Raw genomic sequence first — 14987 nt, 5'->3', positions numbered from 1 at the left:
GGACACACGCAAAAAAGGCGCCCTCACGGGCGCCTGCTCTTACCGATTCCCCAATCCCGATTCCCGATTCCCGACTACTCACGCACCCAGGTCTGAGTACGGCCCAGCGCTTCGATGCCGATATAACCGCGCATCTGCAGCTTCTTGCCGCCGTCGGTCAAGGTGATCTTGGCCTTGTAGGTCTTGCCCTTGGCCGGGTCCAGCACCGAGCCACCATCCCATACGGCAGTGCCGTCGGCCTTGAGGCCCCACAGGATGGTCATGCCCTTGATCGGCTTGCCCTTCAGCGCGCCATCGCACTTGTCGCAGGTCGGGTTGGGCCCATGGTTGGACTGCAGGATCTCGACCACCTTGCCGCTCAGCGTGCCGTTGGTGGCCTGTTCGATCTGCACCACCGACTTGGGCTTGCCGGTCTCGTCGTCGATGGTCTTCCAGCGGCCCACCGGCGAATCGGACGCCTGGGCCAGCAGCGAGGCGGCGGCCAGCGGCAGTGCCACCATCAAGGTCTTGAAGGTCTTGCGCATGTGTCCCCTCCCAGGGATTGCTGTGGCCGCCGTCGGCGGCCTGATGGCGAATGTATACCGTGGGGTATGGTGCGGGAAAGACGCGCTGCGGGATGCGTTCATGCCGCGCAGCTGCGGTGCCGCAGCTGCGCCGCTCCCGCTGAGAACGCCGGCTGCGCAGGCTGACCGCTTGCGGGCCGGCGCTAAGTGGGCAAATCCCGTCGTGCGACGTGCGTTGTCGCACATCCGGTAGCACGAGTGAATGCAGTCCGTTCGCTGCGACCGGGTCGATGACGCGCGCGCAGGGCGCGTCGTCACCTCGGCGGTCGCGGACTTGTTCGGCTCGCTTGCAGTGGTTGGCTGTGCGCATCGCCGGTCCTGGCCGACCAGCGATCACCGGCCAGCGACCGCGATCGCCCGCTATTGCAGCGTCACCCGCTTGCGATTGTCGTCCGGCACCCGGTCGATCAGCTTGTTGTCGGGATCGAAGCCAGCTTCGATGGGCAAGGCGTCGACGGTCAGGGTGACGCTGGGCGTGGCGCTGGTGACGTGCTGCCGCTGTAGCGCCAGCACCGGCGCCTGGGCGTTCTTGCCGGCGGGCTGGCCGTAGATCCCGACTTCGATCCAGTCGTCCATCGGCACCGCATGCTCCTTGCCGCGGCCATCGGCCTGCAACTTGGCCGCCTGCGCCTGCACGGTCACATCGAAGCGCCCATCCGGGCGCTTGCGGGCCTGTGCGCTCACCACACGGTTGTCGTAGAAGGTGATCTTCTCGAACAGGTCGGTGATCATTCCCTGCTGGTCCGGGCGTGCCTCGGCACGAATGGCCTGCAGCAGCTCGGCCGAGGTGGTGTAGGGTGGTTGCTGAAACGCCTTGGCCTGCAGGAAACGCTGCAACGCGCGATTGAGCGCCTGCTCGCCAATCTCCTCGCGCAGGCGATAGAACGCCAGCGACCCTTTGCGGTAATGGATGTATTGCTGGTTCTCCACCCGGTACAACGGCAGCTCATCGATCGTTTCGCCGCCGCGCCCTTCCAGGTAGCGGTCCAGTTCGTACTTGAGGAAGCGGCGCATGTGCGCGCGCCCGTATTCGCGCTCCATCACCATCAGCGCCGAGTACTGCGCCAGCGATTCGGACAGCAGCGTGGCACCCTGCACATTCGCACCGATCACCTGATGCGCCCACCACTGGTGCGCCACTTCATGCGCGGTGACGTAAAACACGTAATCGATGTCGTCCTTGTCGCGCAGGTCGGCGATGAAACCGATCGATTCGGAGTAGGGAATGGTATTGGCGAACGACTGCGCGAATCCGGCATAGCCGGGGAACTCGATGATGCGCACCTGGTGATGCTGGTACGGGGTGAAGTTGGCTTCGTAATAGGCCAACGATTTCTGCACGCCTTCGATCATGCGTTGCACGTTGTACGGGTGCTTGGAGTCGTAATAGATCTCGATCGGAATGTTCTTGTAGTAAGCCTTGCGCACCTGCCAGCGCGCCGACAGGTACGCATAGAAGTTGAGCATCGGGCGATCCATCACGTAGCGGAAGCAGCGCCTGCCCGCCTGCCGGAATTCCTTTTGCAGATAGCCGGGTGCCAGCGCAATCTGGTCCGGCGCGGTGCAGATGGTGCTGGCGAAGCTGAGCCAATCGGCATCGTCGCTGACGTAGGTGTTGGCGCGTGCGGCCTGATCTTCCAGCCTGGGCATGCGTGTCGGTTCGCCCAGACCACGCTTGCGGCGATCGTTGCGGTCGGTGATCTCGGTTTGGCTGTTGTAGCCGAACCAGGGCAATACCTGGCTATTGAAGAAGCTGCCGTTGGCGACCAGATCGGTCTGTGCCTGCCCGGCGCTAAGGCCATGCGGGTGCTGGTCCACGCGGAAGCGGAACACGCGCTCCTGGCCAGGTTGCAGCGGGCGCTGTAACCGATAGATGCGGTAGCCTGCCGGACTATCGTGGGTGATCAGCGTTTGCCCGCCGAGATCCACCTTGACCAGACTACGATCGCCGGTAGTGCCCTGCATGCCGATATGCACCTCGTTGATCGGTGCGCTGTGGGAGTTACGCACGGTCCAGGTAGCATCGATCACGACCGACTGCGTTTCCGGGTGCAGGTCGACATGGTTGTCCACGGCAATGATGCGCGGCTGCGGCAAATCCTTGTACTTGCGGTAATCGCGCTCATAGCGCGCCTGCAGGTCCAAGCGCTGCTCCGGCGACAGGAAACTGTTGTACACGTTGGTATTCCAGTACAGCCAACCGCCGATCGCCGCAACGCCAAGCAGGCTAGCCGCCAAGGCCACGCCGGTGGGGCTGCGTAAGCGCTGCACTGCCAGGCGCACCCGCTGACGCAGTCCATGGCCGACGCCGCGTGGCCAGAACGCCGAGGACAGCAGCAACAAGGCCAGCAGGAAGACGCCCCAATAGCCCTGGAACCACAACTGCCCGGGCAGGAAGTGGCCGAAGCCGTTCATGTCCGAATACGGCGCGTTGGGCCAGCTTCCGAAGTTGTACAGGTTCTGCGTGTAGTCCAGCATCGACAACGCCGATTGCCCAATCAACACCAGCATCAACATGGCATAGCCGACGAACTTGTTGTTGCTCAAAACCTGCAGCACCAGGGCCATGCCGCCCATCAGCACATACAGCACCGAGCCAAGCGCCAGGGTTTTGAGATACAGCAGCGGCTCGATCGTGGTGTAGCCGCGGCCAAGTTGCAGTGCGATCGAGGTCAATGCGCCAGCGAGCTGGAAATTGGCGATCACTGCCAGCAGTGCGACGAACTTGCCGAGCAGCGGTACCCAGTCCGGCATCGGCATGGCATCGGTGATGCCGTCGATGCGAGTGCTGCGTTCTTTCCACACCAGTTCGCCGGCATAGAACAGCACCACGATGATCAGCAGAAAGCTGTAGCTGTTCTGCATTGCCTGCAGCATCAACGAGGTGACCGGCAGCACGGCGGTACCGTACAGGCGCGCATTGAACAGCGCGGTCGGAATGAAGTTGGCCAGGCCCAGGATCAGCAGCACCACGAACGGCGCGCTGCGCAGCACGCCGAGCGTATCGAAACGGATCTGGCGCAGCAGTTGCCGGAAGGCAGTGCTGGCCGCGAACACTGGCGTCACGGTGAGGCGGGGGGTGGTGACGCGCACGCTGGCTGCCCGTGCGCTGGTGTATGCAGCAGGCGCCACGCCGCGTCGACGACGCGTGCCGCTACGTTCGGTGCGGAACAGTGCGAAGGTCGCCGCGAACAACAGCCCGCTCATGCCCAGCCACAGGGCGCGATTGGCGAGCAGGTAGCCGGTGAATGGGGGCAGCTGCAGGTTGCGTTGTTCCGCTGACCAGTAGCGCAACGTCTGCGACAGTGCGCGGATGCCGAGTGGATCGGACAGCGTGGCAACCCAGACGTTGTCCAGATCGGCCAGTAGCGCACGGCTCACGCCGTACAGCACGAAAAACACGATGACGCCGATGTAGACCCACAGGATGCTGCGCGTGGTCACCGCCAGCACCGACAGCAGCGCGGTGGTGAACAGCAGGTTGGGCAGCACCAGCACCAGCAGCGACCACAGGTATGGCAGCAGCGCGACCGGCCCCAGCCGCGCCTGGTCGATCCACGGCATGAACTGCGCCACGAACATGCCCAGTGCGATCACCAGATACATCACCGTGCCCGCGATCAGTGCCGCACCGATGCGGCCGACCAGGTAATCGCGGCGGCGCACCGGTGTGGAGAACACCAGCTCGGCGGTGCCCAGCTCGAAATCGCGCAGCAACGCGTTGCTGACGAACAAGGCAGCCACCAGCAGACCGAGCAGACTGAAGATCGCCAGGACGCTGGCGATGACGGTCGGCGCATTGCGCAGCACATTGCCGATGCCACCACCGATCTGTACGGCATCGCTGGAGAGTGCGGCGAAGGCCAGCAAGGCGTATAGCGCGGCCAGCAACCACAAAAAGGGCGAGCGCAGTTGTTCGCGCAGCTCGAAGCGCAGGAACGCCAGGATCATGGCCGCGCTCCGTCAGGCAGCCAGCGCGTGCTTGCGCAGGCGCTGGAAATAGACATCCTCAAGATCGGGCGCGACCTGTTCGAAGCCCGGTTCCGGACAGCCCGCACTGAACACGTGGATCACCGGATGGCCGGCGATCAGGCGCGTGGACAGGACGGTGAAGCGCGCTTCGTAATCGGGCAAGGTGTTCTTGTTGACCTGCTTGCGCCAGACCTGCTGGTTGAGCATGTCGATCGCATCGGCCGGCTTTCCGGTCAGCAACACCTGTCCCTTGTTCATGATGGCCATTGTCGGGCACAGGTCGGTGACGTCTTCGACGATGTGGGTGGACAGGATCACCACCACGTTCTCGCCGATTTCGGCCAGCAGGTTCAAAAAACGGTTGCGCTCTTCCGGGTCCAGCCCGGCGGTGGGTTCGTCGACGATGACCAGCTGCGGGTTGCCCAGCAGCGCCTGCGCAATGCCGAAGCGTTGGCGCATGCCGCCGGAATAGGTGCCCAGCTTGCGCTTGCGCGCGTCCCATAGATTGACCTGCTGCAAGAGTCGCTCGACCACTTCCTTGCGCTGTGCACGGTTGGTGAGTCCCTTGAGCACGGCGAAATGGTCGAGCAGGTCGAGCGCGCTGACCTTCGGGTACACGCCGAAATCCTGCGGCAGATAGCCCAGCCGGCGCCGCAACAGGTTTTTTTCCTTGAGCACGTCGATGCTGCTGCCGTCTGCGTCCGTCAGCGTCACGCTGCCCGCGTCCGGCTCCTGCAAGGTGGCCAGCGTGCGCATCAGCGAGGACTTGCCGGCGCCGTTGGGCCCGAGCAACCCGAACATGCCGCGGGGAATGTCGAGCGTGACGCCTTGCAGCGCATGCACGCCATTGGCGTAGGTCTTGGACAACGCGCGGATCTGTAGCATGGACGGTCCTGTGTCCGGGTTGCAAGGATCATCCGCGCGATGGCCGTATCGCTGCATGCGCCGGAAGTCATGTCATCTCGACGCGTCGATGCCACAGATGTGACCGCACCGCATAACCGGACTGCCAGTTCTGTAGGTGCTAGCCGACCTCGTACAGCTCCAGTGGCAAGTCATCCGGATCGGCGAAAAAGGTAAAGCGGCGGCCGGTGTATTCGTCGATGCGGATGTCTTCGGTCGCCACGCCGTGTGCGTTGAGATGTGCGACCGCGGCATCAAGGTCGTCGACGCGAAAGGCGAGGTGGCGCAAGCCGCGCGCTTCGGGGCGGCTGGGCCGCAGTGGTGCATTGGGGAACGAGAACAGCTCGATCTGCCCGCCGTCGGGCAGCGCCAGATCCAGTTTCCACGAGTCGCGCGCCTGCCGGTAATGCTCGTCGAGCACACGCAGACCCAGGATCTGGCAATAGAACCGTTTGGATACCGCGTAGTCGCCAGCGATGATTGCCACGTGGTGAATTCCGGCGAGCATCATGCGGCGCTCCGAAGCACTGCTGTCGGCAATGCGGCTGTTGTCGATGTGTTGCACTCTTCGCTGCGCGCACGGCGCAGACGCGTGCGCGCGACGAAAAGCGCGGCAAGGTCAGCATTGCCTGCGCACGTTGCGCTGCGTGGAGTGGGCGATCGTCCGGGCAAGCTCGAGTCAGCGAGGCGACGCAACGATGTGTGCAGGACTGTAAGGCGATGGTGTGGCATGAGGGAGAGCCAGCAAAAAACCAAACGGCAGCATAACCGTCCGCCACTGAGCGGCAGGCCCTGCGTCACAGCTCGGGTGTGCACGGCTGTGCCCGCCTGCGGGCGCGTGGCAGTATGGAGCCCCCCCGATCACGCGCACCCATGTCCGAGCCATCGTCCACCACCGCACCGCAGTTTCAGCGCAGCATGCAGGTGCGCCATCTGGTGATGCTGTCGCTGGGCGGCGTGATCGGTACCGGGCTGTTCTTCAACACCGGCTACATCATCGCCAGCACCGGCGCGCTGGGCACGGTACTGGCCTATCTGATCGGCGCGCTGGTGGTGTATCTGGTGATGCAATGCCTGGGCGAACTGGCGGTGGCGATGCCGCAGACCGGTGCGTTTCATGTCTATGCGGCGCGTTATCTGGGGCCGGCGACCGGCTACGTGGTGGCATGGTTGTACTGGCTGACCTGGACGGTGGCATTGGGCTCAAGCCTTACCGCCGCGGCGTTCTGCATGCAGTACTGGTTTCCGCACAGCCCGGCGTGGCCGTGGTGTCTACTGTTCTGCGCGCTGATCTTTGGCTTGAATACGGTGTCGGCGCGTTGGTTTGCCGAGGGCGAATTCTGGTTTTCGTTGATCAAGGTGATCACGATCCTGGTGTTCATCGTGCTGGGTGGCGCGGCGGTGATCGGCCTGCTGCCGTTGGCCGATGGCTCGCCTGCGCCCGGGCTGCGGCATCTGCGTGCCGATGGCTGGTTTGCGCATGGCACCTTGCCGATCCTGATGACGATGGTGGCGGTGAACTTCGCATTCTCCGGTACCGAGTTGATCGGCGTGGCCGCCGGCGAAACCGCGCAGCCGGCGCGTGCGATTCCCTTGGCGATTCGCACGACCTTGGTACGGCTGGTGGTGTTGTTTGTCGGGACCGTGCTGGTCCTGGCCGCGCTGCTGCCGGCCAGCCAGGCGGCGGTGGAGACAAGTCCATTCGTGCGTGCGTTCGAGCTGCTGGGCCTTCCGTATGCGGCGGACATCCTGAACGCGGTGATCCTGACCGCGATCCTGTCGGCGGCCAATTCGGGCCTGTATGCGGCCGCGCGCATGCTGTGGTCGCTGGCCAACGAAGGCACGTTGCCTTCGGGCCTGGCGCGGTTGACCGGCCGCGGCATTCCATTGCGTGCCGTGTCACTGAGCATGCTGGGCGGCTTGCTGGCGCTGCTGACCGCTGTGTATGCGGCCGACACCGTGTTCGTTGCGATCTCTGCAGTGTCGGGATTTGCGGTCGTCGTGGTGTGGCTGAGCATTTGCGCCGCGCATTACCGCTTCCGTCGTCAACTGCTGCGCGATGGCATTGCGCTGGAGACGCTGGCGTATCGCGCGCCGTGGTACCCATGGACACCGATCCTTGGCTTTTCGCTGTGTCTTCTGGCCTGCATCGGGCTGGCATTCGATCCGCAGCAGCGCATTGCGCTGTGGTGCGGTATTCCGTTCGTCGCGCTGTGCTATGGCGCTTATGCATTTACCCAGTGGCTTGCGGCCCGGAGACTGCACGCATGACAATTCTTCCACGCCAGTCGCGCGCCAATGCGCCTTTCAGCCAGGCGTTGCAGCACGACGGGTATGTGCTGCTGGATGGCGCGCTTGCTACCGAACTGGAACAACGCGGCTGCGATCTCAACGATGCGCTGTGGTCGGCGCGCGTGCTGATGGAGCAACCGGAGCTGATCTATCAGGTGCATCGCGACTACTTCGCTGCCGGCGCGCAGTGCGCGATCACTGCCAGTTACCAGGCCACGCCGCTGGGCTTTGCCGCACGTGGACTGGATGTTGCGCAGTCGCAGGCGTTGATCGCACGCAGCGTGGCCCTGGCCGCGCAGGCGCGCGCCGATCATTTGCAGATGCAACCGCAGGACGCACCGTTATGGGTGGCCGGGTCGGTCGGGCCGTATGGCGCGTATCTGGCCGATGGCTCGGAATACCGCGGCGACTACACGTTGCCCTTGGCGCAACTGATGGACTTCCATCGCCCGCGCATCGCCGCGCTGGCCGCGGCGGGCGTGGATGTGCTGGCCTGCGAGACGCTGCCCTCGGCGAACGAGATCATCGCGTTACGCCTGCTGCTGGAAGAATTTCCGCAATTGCACGCGTGGTTCTCTTTCACGTTGCGCGATGCCGATCATCTGAGCGACGGCACACCGTTGGCGCACGTGATTCCGGCGCTGGATGCCTGCGCGCAGGTGATCGCGGTGGGGATCAACTGCATCGCGCTGGATCGGGTTACCGCCGCATTGCAGAGTCTGTCGGCGCTGACCGCCTTGCCGCTGGTGGTGTACCCCAACTCGGGCGAGCACTACGACGCCGGCGACAAACGCTGGCATGCCGGCGATGCGCCTGCCTGCAGCCTGGCAGACCAACACGCGCAGTGGCTGGCTGCAGGCGCGCGTCTGATCGGCGGCTGCTGCCGCACCACTCCGCGCGATATCGCCGCGTTGGCGGCCGCGCGGGCGCAGGCGTGATTCGATTCGCGCGGTCATCCATCGGAGCGGTGGATGTGGCAGGCCGGGCGCGTGGCGGGAGGATCCGCCGGCGGTCAGAAGCACTCGTCCAGGTACAGGTGGAAGGTGAGACGGTCCAGGTCCAGTTCGGTGGCGTAGGCCGTCAGCAGCGCCTGCTGTAGCTCGGCGCCGAACTCCGACAGGCAGTTCCAGAGGATGGCCAGGTCCTGATACGGATCGGCGATGCCGGCCTTGCCCACATCGATGATGCCGGTGACCTGGCCTTGCGCATCGAGCAGGATGTTGTCCAGCGAATAGTCGCCATGGGTCACCACGCGCTCGGCCCGCAGCGGCAGCAGCGCCTGCATCGCCGCCCAGACCTGCGCAGGCGTCCAGCCGGCGCGGGCATCGTCGAAATCGTCGGCATCGATCAGTCCGGCGTCCAGGCGTCGACGGGCGTGGGCCAGCCGCAGCATGTGGTCGGCGTTGAACGGGCAGCAGTGCACCGGTAACGCATGCCAGCGCCGCAGCGCTGCAGCCAGGGACTGCACGATGGCCACGCCGCGTCCGGGATCGTCCTGCAGCCAGGCGTAGGCAGTGCGGCCCGGCATGGCGCTGGTCAGCAACCAGGTGCGTCCGCCCGTGGTGTCGGCGTGCACGATGGCCGGCACCGGCGGCAGGTTGTCCGCATCCAGGCGCGACAACCACGCCAGGCGAACCCTCTCGTCGATCAGCGCCTGCGCGTCGTCGCCGTCAGCCTGCTTGAGGAAAACGTCCGGGCCGGTAGGGAGCTGCACGCGGAATACCTCTGCACCCGCTTCTCCGATCAGATTGCGCCACCACCGGCCGTTGCGCAGACGCTCGGTCAGGCTGGGCGACAGCAAGGGCGCTTGGGAGGGAATCTCGCGCGGTGATGCGGCATGCGTGCGGTCATCGTCAGAAGGCATCGGTACACGTCCTGTGGGCGGCAGCGCAGGCGCCCGGCCTGCGAGTGGCTAACACATGCCAAGCGCCGCAGCGGCGGCCTGCAGCCCGCTGCGGTCAGCCCTTTTGCGTGGCGATCCAGCGTTGCACGTTTTCCTGCAGGATCTCCAGCGGCACCGAGCCATCCTTGAGGACTTCGGTATGGAAGGCACGTACGTCGAAGCGCGGCCCCAGCTCGCGCTGCGCCTGCTCGCGCAGCTGCGTGATCTTCATCTCGCCGACCTTGTAGGCCAGCGCCTGGCCGGGGATGGCCATGTAGCGGTCGACTTCGGCTTCGGCATCGGTGCGGCTCATCGCCGAGTTGTCCAGCATGTAGTCGATGGCCTGGGTTCGCGTCCAGCCCTTGCTGTGCAGGCCGGTATCGGCAACCAGCCGGATCGAGCGCCACAGTGCGTTTTGCAGGTAGCCGTAGTAGTTGTAGGGGTCCTGATACAGCCCCAACTCGCGCCCCAGCGATTCGGCGTACAGCCCCCAGCCCTCGATGTAGGCGGTCTCGCCTCCGAGGCGGCGGAACTTGGGCAGGTCGGTCAGCTGCTGCTGCAACCCGAGCTGGTAGTGGTGGCCCGGAATCGCTTCGTGCAGGTACAGGCTCTCCGCTTCCCAGGTCTTGCGCGAGGGCAGGTCGGAGGTGTTGACGTAGAAGATGCCCGGCGCGCCGCCATTGCTGCCAGTGACGCTGGGACGCATGTACGAGCCGCTGGCAGCCGATTGCGCGCGCTGCGGTTCCACCGCGCGCACTTCCAGCGCCGGCATGCCCTGGGTGTTGAACAGCCGCGGCACTGCCAGCTGCACGCGGCCCTGCAGGCTGCGATACGTCGCCAGCAGCTCGGTGTCGCTGCGGAAGCCGAAGCGCTTGTCGGTCTGCATGAACTTGTAGAACTTGGGCAGGTTGCCGCGGAACTTGACCTGCTTGGTCAGCGCGGTGATCTCGCCCTGCAGGCGCGCGACCTCCTCCAGCCCGATCTGGTGGATCTGCGCCGGGCTCAGGTCAGAGGTGGTGCTCTGGCGCACGTCGTAGGCGTACCACGCCGCGCCATTGGGCAAGGCGGCGAGGCCATCGCTGTCGCGGCAGGCAGGCAGGTATTCAGTGGCGATGAAGCCACGCAACGCACGGTAGGCCGGCATGATGCGCACCTCGATCATGCGCTTGTACTCGGCAGTGATGCGCTGCTTGTCGGCTTCGGGCATGTCGGCGGGCAGGTTGCGCACCGGGCCCCAGAACAGGCTGTCCTCGGCGTTGCGCGCGATGATCGCATCCAGCTGCGGCAACACCTTCTGCATCAGCACCTTGGGCTGCACCACGCCGGCCTGCATGCCGGCACGCATGTTGGCGATGGCTTGCTCGAACAGATCGGGGATGCCGAGCGCACGCCGCGACCAGTTGTCGTAATCCTTGACCGTCTTGAACGGCTGCGCGCCGGTGCCCGAGCCCAACACCACTGCAATGCTGGCGATGTTGTAGAACTGGTTGATCGGCAGCATCCAGCTGGGAAATTGCTCGGCGGCCAGCGCGCTACGCGCATCGCGCACGAAGATCTGGTAGCTGAGCAGATCCTGTCCGCTTAGGCCATCGGGCCCCAGTGCCTCAGCCTTGCCCAGCCACAGCACGGTGAAATCGTGCGATTGCTGGCGGAACGCCGGCGACAGGAAGTTCGGCAACTGGTCGTTGTAGCGACTCTCGCCCTGGAAGGTGGCCTGCAGCGGGTTGAGCTTGAGCGAGGCGTCCCAGTACTGGTCGTATAACAGGTTGAGCTGCTGCGCCTTGGTCAGCACCACCGGCGCGGCAACCGCGCGTGGTCTGACCGTGGCGGCCTTGCTGCCCTTTCCCCTGGTGCCCTTGGTGCTCTTGGCTGCCGGCTTGGCGGTCTTCTTGCCTTTGCTCGCCTTCGCGCGCGTTTGCGTGGTCTGTGCCTTGGCGGTCTTCTTCTTGGCCGCATCGGCCGGCGCCGCCAGCGACAGGCTCACCAGGGCGGCCATGGCCAGGGACAGCAGGCGGGAAAAGCGAAGGGGCATTACCGGCTCCGGAAACAAGCGAGCGGGGAGCTTGCCCGATCCGCACGGTTACGGCCACCCATCGGAGACATACCGCCTATCGGCAATTCATGCGGCGCATGGGCGCGGTGCTGCACCTGCGTGGTGTGGTGCGCTGCGGCATGTGGAGAAATGCCGCGTGTGGGGCCAGAGCGCAGGGTGCGTTCGCCTACTACGCGATGATGAAGACCACTGTCGGTCCGGTGTTGTCACCGCAACACATTGCGGCGCGATGACCTTGGCCGGAGGCCGCCCGGCTCAGTCGGCAGCGGCTTCTTCGCGTAGCTGTTCAGCACGCTCGGCGCCCAGATAGGCGGTGATGCCGCGGCGCGCCAGATACAGCAGCGGGATCAGCAACACCGCAAAGCCCATCTTGTAGATGTAGTTGAGCGTGCTCACCGCCAGGAACTGGTCGATGGACCAGTGCTGCGGGCCGAGCACGAAGGCGATATAGATCACCACGAAGCTGTCCACCACTTGCGAGACCGCTGTGGAGCCGGTGGCGCGCAGCCACACGTGTTGTTCGCCAGTCATGCGGCGGATGCGGTGGAACACCGAGACATCGATCAATTGGCTGAACAGGAACGCCACCAGCGAGCCGCCGATGGTCCACAGGCCTTGCCCGAACACCGCCGCAAACGCGGCCTGGTAATCCGGCACGCCCTGGCTCTGCGCTGCGGTGACCCACCAGCCAGCAGGCGCAAGCGCGATGGCTGCGAATGCGAACACGAAGCCGTAGCCGATCAGGATGACAGCCACCCACGAGATGAAGCGCACCCCGCGACTGCCGAAGAACTCGTTGATGGTGTCGGTCATGATGAACACCACCGGCCACAGCAAGGTGCCGGCGGTGAAGCTGAGCGAGCCGCTCTGGCCGAACAGATTCCAGTTCAACGGCGCAATGCCGAGGGTGTCTTCCAGCGCGAAGATCTTGACGCCGATGAACTCGGCCAGGGCCGCGTTGACGCAGAAGAAGGCCGCCAGCGCAATGAACAGGCGTACCGCACGATCGTCGAGGGTACGCACATGGGTCATGGTCTTAGCGATCCGCAGTCCGGGTGAAGGGAACCGATTCTGGCGCCACTGCGCCGCCGGAAATGATGAAACTCATCGCCTGGTCCACGCTCCAGTCGGTGGGCGTGAGCAGTTCCACCGGCACGATTTCCAAGTAGCCGGACGTGGGGTTGGGCGTGGTCGGCACGTACACTGCCGCCAACTCGCGGCCGGTGCCCTGTTCCTTGATCACGCGGGTGACCAAGCCTACCGACTTCATATCCCGATGCGGGAAGTCGATCAGCACCACGCGCTGGGTGCTGCCGGGCTGGGTCTGCAAAATATCGAGCAGCTTGCGCGCGCTGTCGTAGACCACGCTGGCCAGCGGAATGCGCCGCATGATCGCCTCGAACCAGCGCAGCAGACGCTGGCCGATCACGCGCCGGCTCAGGATGCCGACGAACAGAATGACTGCCACCGTGGCGATCAGGGCGATGGTGTTCTGCACCCATAGCGCCTTGAACCAGCCCAGATAATCGGGGAACGAGGCCGCGATGCGTTCTGATAACGGCACCACCCAGGGACTGCTGATGCCGGAGAGCAGCGAGAAAACGAACTTCACCACTACCCAGGTCAACCAGACCGGCAGCAAGGTGAGCAACCCGGTCAGAAAGACCCGTTGCAGGGAAGGGCGGGCGTGCGGAGTGGGGGATTCGGACATCGGCGTAGTGTAGGCATTCGGCCGCGTTCGGTGGAGATGTCGTGCGGATTTGGCGGCGGGCATTCGGGATTGGCCAAAACGCTTCGCATGCGTCTGGCCGCCGCAATGCCTTCTGCGTGCCGGCGTGCGCGTATTCCCCGAGCGCGCGATGTCCATTTGGCGACACGGTCGGGTCTGCCCGTCGCAGGCCTGCGACGATGGCACTAAGATGCGCAGCACCCAGGGAAGGATGTATGCACGTGATCGCCAAGTTTTTCAAAGCTGCCTTGCTCGGTGTCTGCATCCTGCTTGCGGCCGTGCTGGCGCTGTATGCGGCCTCCAGGTATTGGCCGATTCCAGAGTCCCAGCGTCAGGCGCTGGCGCAGCTGCGTCAGCCGCTGCCGCCATTGCGCGGCGCCAACATGTTCGGAGCGCTGTGGTCGCTGTCGTACGCGCTACCGCAAGCGCAGCGCGAGACGGTACTGGCACGGGACGTGGAGCGATTCAATCGGCTACCGGATCGGGTGCCATTTCAACCTGCCGCAGCGGGCTATCCGCGCTTGCCAGGTTGGCCATCCACTGCGCCCGCGCTGTGCACTGCCAGCGCCGGTGGCTGCTTGCAGCGTGTGCGCGAACACCCGCAGGCCTATGCCGATGCACTGGCAACACAGGCGCCGATGTTGGCCCGGATGCGGGCATTGGCGGACTACGCCGACTACCGCAGTCCATTCCGGCCACGAGGCGATACGCCGTTGCCCGAACTGCCGCGGATGCGGTTGTCGATGACAGCCAGCGCCCTGGACTTCGTCCAGGGGCGCACCACCCAAGCCTTTTCCGGCGTCTGCACCGATGCCCAGGTTGCCCGTGTGCTGATGCGCAGCGGCGACAACCTGGCAATCACGATGATTGGTGCGGCAATGCTGCGTGGCAATGCGCAGCTGTTTGCCGACATGCTGGCCGAGCGACCGGTGCAGCAGTCGCTGCCTGTCCATTGCGCCGCCGCGTTCGCACCGGCGACGACGCAAGAAATCTCGCTCTGTCATGCGCTGCATGGCGAATCGCGGATGGTGTTTTCGCTGCTGCAGGACGTGCCTCCTCCGCACGATGGTCGCAACTGGCTGGAGCGCGTCGCGCCACAGGTGCTGGACCGCGAGCGCACCCAGGCCCTGCTGGCGCCGACCTTTACCTGGGCTTGCAGCGCGCCGGTGCTGGCAGTGCTGGCGCAGGATCGGGCGCTACCGCAGCACAGCGTTCCGGTGCCCGAGACCACATCGCTGGCCTGCGTGGCCAATGCCAGCGGTTGCCTGTTGGCGAGCGTGTCGCGTCCGGACTACGCAAATTACCAACACAAGCTGCAGGACACTGCCGCTGCATTGCGCACGGTTTCGACGATGCTGTGGTTGCGCGATCACCCAGCCGACGCAACACTGTTGGCGCAGCGACTTGCCGCGCTACCGCCTGCGCTGCGCCAACAGGCGCGCCCACTGAAAGTCGATGACGACGGCAAGCATCTGATCCTGGTTCAGTACGCCCGCCGCGAAGCTGAGGCGGGTGAATATCGCTGGCCATTGCCGGCCAGCCGGATCACAGAAGAACCTCAGGCCGATGCCATTCAGTAGATTCGGCGATGCT

11 protein-coding genes are annotated in these 14987 nt (G+C 64.8%); 3 read left to right on the top strand and 8 right to left on the bottom strand.

Annotated features, from left to right (window positions below; genetic code table 11):
* Window positions 1-74: 74 nt before the first annotated feature.
* The 4 genes from XpruCFBP8353_RS11310 to gloA2 all read right to left on the bottom strand — a co-directional run bounded on the left by XpruCFBP8353_RS11310 (window position 75) and on the right by gloA2 (window position 5949).
* Window positions 75-524 (bottom strand): DUF2147 domain-containing protein, encoded by a 450-nt coding sequence (locus XpruCFBP8353_RS11310; protein WP_101363332.1) that lies wholly within the window; start codon window positions 522-524, stop codon window positions 75-77.
* Between the two features lie 399 nt (window positions 525-923).
* On the bottom strand, window positions 924-4514 hold the full coding sequence (locus tag XpruCFBP8353_RS11305; protein WP_101363331.1) for an ABC transporter permease/M1 family aminopeptidase: 3591 nt from the start codon (window positions 4512-4514) through the stop codon (window positions 924-926).
* A 12-nt stretch (window positions 4515-4526) separates the two neighbouring features.
* Complete coding sequence (locus tag XpruCFBP8353_RS11300; protein ID WP_101363330.1) at window positions 4527-5420, bottom strand: ABC transporter ATP-binding protein; 894 nt, start codon at window positions 5418-5420, stop codon at window positions 4527-4529.
* Between the two features lie 139 nt (window positions 5421-5559).
* Window positions 5560-5949: an SMU1112c/YaeR family gloxylase I-like metalloprotein gene (gene gloA2 / locus XpruCFBP8353_RS11295; RefSeq protein ID WP_101363659.1), complete on the bottom strand. Its 390-nt coding sequence runs from the start codon at window positions 5947-5949 to the stop codon at window positions 5560-5562.
* Between the two features lie 362 nt (window positions 5950-6311).
* Between gloA2 and mmuP the strand changes: the two genes are divergently transcribed.
* Entirely contained in the window at window positions 6312-7709 is a 1398-nt protein-coding gene (mmuP, locus tag XpruCFBP8353_RS11290; protein ID WP_101363329.1) for an S-methylmethionine permease, read from the top strand.
* Entirely contained in the window at window positions 7706-8668 is a 963-nt protein-coding gene (mmuM, locus tag XpruCFBP8353_RS11285; protein WP_101363328.1) for a homocysteine S-methyltransferase, read from the top strand. The genes mmuP and mmuM overlap by 4 nt, the downstream gene beginning before the upstream one ends.
* Window positions 8669-8742: 74 nt before the next feature.
* Here the strand turns inward: mmuM and XpruCFBP8353_RS11280 are convergent, their stop codons facing one another.
* The 4 genes from XpruCFBP8353_RS11280 to XpruCFBP8353_RS11265 form a co-directional block, all read right to left on the bottom strand.
* Window positions 8743-9594 carry an APH(3') family aminoglycoside O-phosphotransferase gene (locus tag XpruCFBP8353_RS11280; RefSeq protein WP_101363327.1) on the bottom strand — a complete coding sequence of 284 codons (852 nt, stop codon included), beginning with the start codon at window positions 9592-9594 and terminating at the stop codon, window positions 8743-8745.
* 94 nt (window positions 9595-9688) lie between these two features.
* Entirely contained in the window at window positions 9689-11644 is a 1956-nt protein-coding gene (locus tag XpruCFBP8353_RS11275; protein WP_101363326.1) for a DUF885 domain-containing protein, read from the bottom strand.
* Between the two features lie 276 nt (window positions 11645-11920).
* Complete coding sequence (locus XpruCFBP8353_RS11270; protein WP_101363325.1) at window positions 11921-12697, bottom strand: queuosine precursor transporter; 777 nt, start codon at window positions 12695-12697, stop codon at window positions 11921-11923.
* 4 nt (window positions 12698-12701) lie between these two features.
* Entirely contained in the window at window positions 12702-13376 is a 675-nt protein-coding gene (locus XpruCFBP8353_RS11265) for a DUF502 domain-containing protein (protein WP_101363324.1), read from the bottom strand.
* A gap of 233 nt (window positions 13377-13609) precedes the next feature.
* On the opposite strand from XpruCFBP8353_RS11265, the gene XpruCFBP8353_RS11260 reads away from it, so the two are divergent.
* Window positions 13610-14974: a hypothetical protein gene (locus tag XpruCFBP8353_RS11260; protein ID WP_101363323.1), complete on the top strand. Its 1365-nt coding sequence runs from the start codon at window positions 13610-13612 to the stop codon at window positions 14972-14974.
* Window positions 14975-14987: the final 13 nt, after the last annotated feature.

Source organism: Xanthomonas prunicola (genome assembly GCF_002846205.1).
Taxonomy (GTDB): domain Bacteria; phylum Pseudomonadota; class Gammaproteobacteria; order Xanthomonadales; family Xanthomonadaceae; genus Xanthomonas; species Xanthomonas prunicola.
This window is presented reverse-complemented; position numbering and strand designations above follow the sequence as displayed.

What these genes read in the sequence shown, in the direction of transcription:
- XpruCFBP8353_RS11310 (WP_101363332.1), bottom strand. Translation starts at nt 524, where the DNA reads ATGCGCAAGACCTTCAAGACCTTGATGGTGGCACTGCCGCTGGCCGCC.
- mmuP (WP_101363329.1), top strand. Translation starts at nt 6,312, where the DNA reads ATGTCCGAGCCATCGTCCACCACCGCACCGCAGTTTCAGCGCAGCATG.
- XpruCFBP8353_RS11280 (WP_101363327.1), bottom strand. Translation starts at nt 9,594, where the DNA reads ATGCCTTCTGACGATGACCGCACGCATGCCGCATCACCGCGCGAGATT.
- XpruCFBP8353_RS11300 (WP_101363330.1), bottom strand. Translation starts at nt 5,420, where the DNA reads ATGCTACAGATCCGCGCGTTGTCCAAGACCTACGCCAATGGCGTGCAT.
- XpruCFBP8353_RS11275 (WP_101363326.1), bottom strand. Translation starts at nt 11,644, where the DNA reads ATGCCCCTTCGCTTTTCCCGCCTGCTGTCCCTGGCCATGGCCGCCCTG.
- gloA2 (WP_101363659.1), bottom strand. Translation starts at nt 5,949, where the DNA reads ATGATGCTCGCCGGAATTCACCACGTGGCAATCATCGCTGGCGACTAC.
- XpruCFBP8353_RS11265 (WP_101363324.1), bottom strand. Translation starts at nt 13,376, where the DNA reads ATGTCCGAATCCCCCACTCCGCACGCCCGCCCTTCCCTGCAACGGGTC.
- XpruCFBP8353_RS11305 (WP_101363331.1), bottom strand. Translation starts at nt 4,514, where the DNA reads ATGATCCTGGCGTTCCTGCGCTTCGAGCTGCGCGAACAACTGCGCTCG.
- XpruCFBP8353_RS11270 (WP_101363325.1), bottom strand. Translation starts at nt 12,697, where the DNA reads ATGACCCATGTGCGTACCCTCGACGATCGTGCGGTACGCCTGTTCATT.
- XpruCFBP8353_RS11260 (WP_101363323.1), top strand. Translation starts at nt 13,610, where the DNA reads ATGCACGTGATCGCCAAGTTTTTCAAAGCTGCCTTGCTCGGTGTCTGC.
- mmuM (WP_101363328.1), top strand. Translation starts at nt 7,706, where the DNA reads ATGACAATTCTTCCACGCCAGTCGCGCGCCAATGCGCCTTTCAGCCAG.